4 protein-coding genes are annotated in these 4,361 nt (G+C 50.4%); 2 read left to right on the top strand and 2 right to left on the bottom strand.

The window, feature by feature from the left end:
* Nucleotides 1–408 precede the first annotated feature (408 nt).
* A complete protein-coding gene (gene spxB, locus LPA02S_RS10830; protein ID WP_056956459.1) occupies nucleotides 409–2,235 on the top strand; it encodes a pyruvate oxidase in 1,827 nt (608 codons plus the stop codon).
* Nucleotides 2,236–2,343: 108 nt separating this feature from the next.
* Here spxB and LPA02S_RS10825 read toward each other — a convergent pair whose 3' ends face one another.
* Together LPA02S_RS10825 and LPA02S_RS10820 are read right to left on the bottom strand one after the other, a co-directional pair.
* Complete coding sequence (locus LPA02S_RS10825) at nucleotides 2,344–3,024, bottom strand: DUF554 domain-containing protein (protein ID WP_054651268.1); 681 nt, start codon at nucleotides 3,022–3,024, stop codon at nucleotides 2,344–2,346.
* A gap of 104 nt (nucleotides 3,025–3,128) precedes the next feature.
* Nucleotides 3,129–3,644, bottom strand: a complete 516-nt coding sequence (locus LPA02S_RS10820; protein ID WP_056956458.1) for a DUF805 domain-containing protein — start codon at nucleotides 3,642–3,644, stop codon at nucleotides 3,129–3,131.
* 221 nt (nucleotides 3,645–3,865) lie between these two features.
* Between LPA02S_RS10820 and LPA02S_RS10815 the strand changes: the two genes are divergently transcribed.
* Nucleotides 3,866–4,297: an Hsp20/alpha crystallin family protein gene (locus LPA02S_RS10815; protein ID WP_054651266.1), complete on the top strand. Its 432-nt coding sequence runs from the start codon at nucleotides 3,866–3,868 to the stop codon at nucleotides 4,295–4,297.
* The last annotated feature ends 64 nt before the right edge of the window (nucleotides 4,298–4,361 follow it).

Raw genomic sequence — 4,361 nt, 5'->3', positions numbered from 1 at the left:
ATGATAGGTATGCAACGCAAAGTACCATAAAGAAAAGCCCGGGAAACCGGGCTTTTTGCGTACAGAAGAAGTAGCTAAAGGACAAATTTGTGCAATTTCTGTGCACCTTATATCTTTTCCAAGGCGGCTACGCGCAACAAGCTATAATGTGCAGCGATTGTTTGCAAATTTGAACCTACGTCTGTGTTGAATATTGTTTGTAAATACAATCGTTGCATTGACTGCCACTGGGTAAAAGAACGGGTCCCTTACCCGTGTTGAGGCTGGGCAAAGGTTGGTGCACAGCAGTAACTGGTGCAGAATATTTACAATTAAAGCACGCTTACTATTTGAAAGTAGAGCGACAACGTGGTACATTATTATTGTAAACGGTATCAAAATAATGCATACAGAAAGAAGTGTGTTTTTATGGCAGACGCAAAGACCATTCGTGCCAGTGTTGCAATGCTACAAGTATTGGAATCATGGGGTGTCGACCATGTTTATGGTTACCCTGGTGGTTCGTTTAATTCCACCATGTCCGCCTTTGACGACGAAAAGGACCGTATCAAGTACATCCAGATTCGTCACGAGCAGGTGGGGGCGTTTGCGGCCGCGGCTGACGCTAAGCTGACCGGTAAGATTGGTGTGGCGTTTGGTTCTGCTGGCCCTGGCGCGACCAACTTGTTGACGGGTCTCTACGACGCCCGTGAAGACCACGCGCCAGTACTGGCCCTGGTTGGACAGGTGCCGCACACCAACATGAACTACAACTACTTCCAGGAATTTGATGAAGACCCAATGTTCCAGGACGTTTCTGTTTATGACCGAACCGTGATGACGCCTGAGAGTTTACCATACGTTGTGGACAAAGCTATTCGCGAAGCCTACAAGCACAGTGGCGTGGCGGTAGTCATTATTCCCAACGACTTTGGGATGGCAGAAATTCCTGATGTACCGTACGGTAGTGCTAAGGCCGAACTTGGCGATAAGCCAGCCCCACTGCCACAACCAACGGTAGAGGAAATCGACGAAACGTTGAGGATGATTAAGGCGGCTAAGCGTCCGGTCATTAACGTTGGTCAGGGTATCAAAGGTGGCGGCGAACGGCTGGTTGAATTGTCCCGCAAGCTCCAGATTCCGCTGGTGACCTCCAGTTTAGCTACTGGTGAGGTGGATCCACACTACGAGGCTAACCTCGGTGCTCTCGGTCGTCTAGGCTCCAAGGCCGCAAACGAAATCTTTGGTTCCGCGGACTTGGCCATTTCCATTGGTGCAGACTTCCCGTTTGCTCGGGTTGTCTTTGAAGCGCGTCCATTTAAGTTTATTCAGGTCGACATTGACCGTTCTAAGTTTGGGCGCCGGCACCATGCTGACTTGGCGGTTTGGTCCGATGCCACCGCCTTCGTGGACAAGCTACTGGAACGCAGCGAGCCCGCTGCACCGAGTGCGTTCTTCGAGGCGGCCATCGCGGACAGCAAGGAATGGGAAGGTTACCTGCAGAAGCGGGCCGATCGTGACACTGACCCACTGGAGGCTGAACCACTATACAAGGCCATCAACGCAGCTGCTGACGACAACGCCGCCTTTGCAGTTGATGTTGGTGACAACAGTATCAACGCGATTCGCTACCTCCACTTGACCCCGAAGAACAAGTGGACCATCTCCGCACTCTTTGCTTCGATGGGTACCGCACTTCCGGGCGCCATTGCCGCGCAATTGGACTTCCCGGACCGGCAGGTATTCAGTATCTCCGGCGATGGTGCGTTCTCCATGGTGATGCAGGATCTGATCACCGAGAAGAAGTACAACCTGCCAATCATCAACGTGGTGACCAGCAACAAAGTGTTGGGGTTCATCAAGGGCGAGCAGGACGACGTCGACATGACTGAGTACAGTGGGATTGATCTTGCTGACCAGGACTTCGCGAAGATTGCGGAGGCAATGGGTATCGAGGGCGTGACTGTACGTAAGACCAGCGACCTGAAGCCTGCGTTTGACCGTGCGGTGGCTGCAAGCAAAGCCGGCAAGCCATTCTTGATTGACGCCAAGATTACTGACAACCGGACGTTTGCTACGGAATCGCTGTACGTGAACGTGCACGACGGCCAGGTCGATGAGTTCTTCAACCCAGCCTTCAATAGTAAGCACGACGCCAAGAAGCTGAAGACGCTGGAAGACTTCTTTGCTTACTTTGGCGCTCAGGAGCTGCACCCACTGGCATACTTCTTTAAGGATGCAGGTGTGGAGTTGTAGTTTGCCAGAACAACAATTAATGTAACTAAATAAACGCCTATCCGGGTCCGCACATGGCTACTGCCAGTGCGAGCAGGATAGGCGTTTTTGCGTGGAATGGTGCGAGGGTTAAAACATCTGTAGTACCGCCACCACGATGATGGGGATGACTAACGAAGGTAGGAGGTTGAGTGTTTTAATCTGTTTGAGGCCCAGAATGCTGATGCCACTCGCCAGAATGAGTACACCACCGACGACCGATAATTCGTTGATCATGGTGCTACTGATGGCTCCGCGGAGAAGGGTGGCGCCCAGGAAAATTGCGGTTTGCCAGCAAAAGAGCACGGGTGCAGCGAGAATCATGCCAATCCCAAAGGTGCTGGCGAGGACGGTACTGGTGACGCCGTCTAACATTCCGTTAGTCATGAGCATGGTGGTGTCCCCACGTAACGCCGCCTCAATGGGGCCAACGATTGACAGCGTCCCGATACAGAACAACAGGATGCCCGTTGATAATCCCTGACTCAGTCCGGAGCCGCCAGCGCGACGCTCAAGCAGGCGGTTAAAGTGTCCATCAAGGTCCAACCATTCGCCAATGACGCCACCAACGGCTAAGCTCACAATAAATAGAACTGGGTAGTGACTTTTATTCATGTGCGTGAGGGTGGTGTTCAGCCCGATGGCGATGACGGCCAACCCCATGGCGGTCATCATGATGGTGTGATAATTTTCGCGTAAACCGTGACCAAGCATTGAGCCCAGCACGCTACCACCAATAATCATTGCCGTATTAAACACCGTACCCCACATGTTACCCACGCCCCCGAATTGATTGATAAGTGTTAATTATACCGCATTAAGGCAAAAGAAAACCGTTTAACCCATATTCAGGGCTAGACGGTTAGATTGACGTATTACTGTTGCGGTGTACGGCTAGGCAGTAAGGTAATGACAAACGTTAAGATGCCACTGACCAAGCCGATTAATGCTGACTGGTTGCTACTGTACCCCCAAATCATGTTGGCAAATAAAACGATGGCGTACTGGATGAGAAGAACCCACCAAGGAATTCCCGCATCGCGGTAACGCCGGATGATGAGGGCGAGTGATGGTAATAGTACCGCCAGGCCAAAGATGATGAGGATGATAATCATGAAGCCAGCACCCACCCAAATGCCCGACCAGATGTCCTCCACCGAGTTAGTGGAAAGTGTATAGGCCGTACCAGTCAGGGCGGTGAACAGACCGGTGAAGAATAAAATGTATAGGATGAATGTCCATAGCGTGATATACCAGTACTCACTTCGACGGGACCGGCCCGAGAAGTTCACGTAGTTGGCAAAAAATGCGGGGATGGTGGTTAACCCTGTTGCACCATAATAACGGTTTTTGGCGAAGTCTTGTTCAAAGCGATTGCTCTTAATAGCCATAATGTTGCCTCCTTCTTCGTACTATTAATTAAAGCATAAATAACAACGGTTTACCAGCAATGTATAAATAATTAGCGCACTTTGTTGCCATGCCCCGCTGTCAGAAAAGGCAAGTGTAAATTGTTTTAGCACTCGCTTGACATGAGTGCTAAAAGGTGGCATTATATATTATGTAAACAAGGAGCGGGGATGAATCCCCCGAAGGAAAGGAAGAATTGATGATGGCTAATGAAATGATGCAGCGGAATGATATGTTTGCGGATCCGTTCTTTGACAATATTGGTCGCCACTTCTTTGACGACGTGTTTGCTCCGCAACAGGTTCGTGGTTTGAAGACGGATATTGAGGACAATGGTGACAGCTACGTTGCGCACATTGATGTTCCGGGTATGACCAAGGACGACATTCACCTAAGCTACCAGGACAACGTGCTCACGGTGCAGGCCACTAAGAATAGCAATGCTGACCACACCGATAAGGATGGCAACTTGCTGATGCAGGAACGTAGCTATGGTGCGATGTCCCGTAGCTACCGTTTGCCCGACGTTGATGCTAAGGGTATTAAGGCCAGTTACGCGGATGGCGTACTCAACGTGACGTTGCCAAAGGTAGATAAGGATAACCAGCAGGACCACGAGATTAACATTGACTAATATTTAGCGCACGTTTTCGCGCGAAATGCTTGGCAAACCTCATGTGACCTGATATACTAAACTC

This window comes from Lacticaseibacillus pantheris DSM 15945 = JCM 12539 = NBRC 106106 (assembly GCF_001591865.1).
GTDB lineage: Bacteria > Bacillota > Bacilli > Lactobacillales > Lactobacillaceae > Lacticaseibacillus > Lacticaseibacillus pantheris.
This window is presented reverse-complemented; position numbering and strand designations above follow the sequence as displayed.

Coding starts and splice junctions, on each gene's coding strand:
- spxB (WP_056956459.1), top strand. CDS start 409: ATGGCAGACGCAAAGACCATTCGTGCCAGTGTTGCAATGCTACAAGTA.
- LPA02S_RS10825 (WP_054651268.1), bottom strand. CDS start 3,024: ATGTGGGGTACGGTGTTTAATACGGCAATGATTATTGGTGGTAGCGTG.
- LPA02S_RS10820 (WP_056956458.1), bottom strand. CDS start 3,644: ATGGCTATTAAGAGCAATCGCTTTGAACAAGACTTCGCCAAAAACCGT.
- LPA02S_RS10815 (WP_054651266.1), top strand. CDS start 3,866: ATGGCTAATGAAATGATGCAGCGGAATGATATGTTTGCGGATCCGTTC.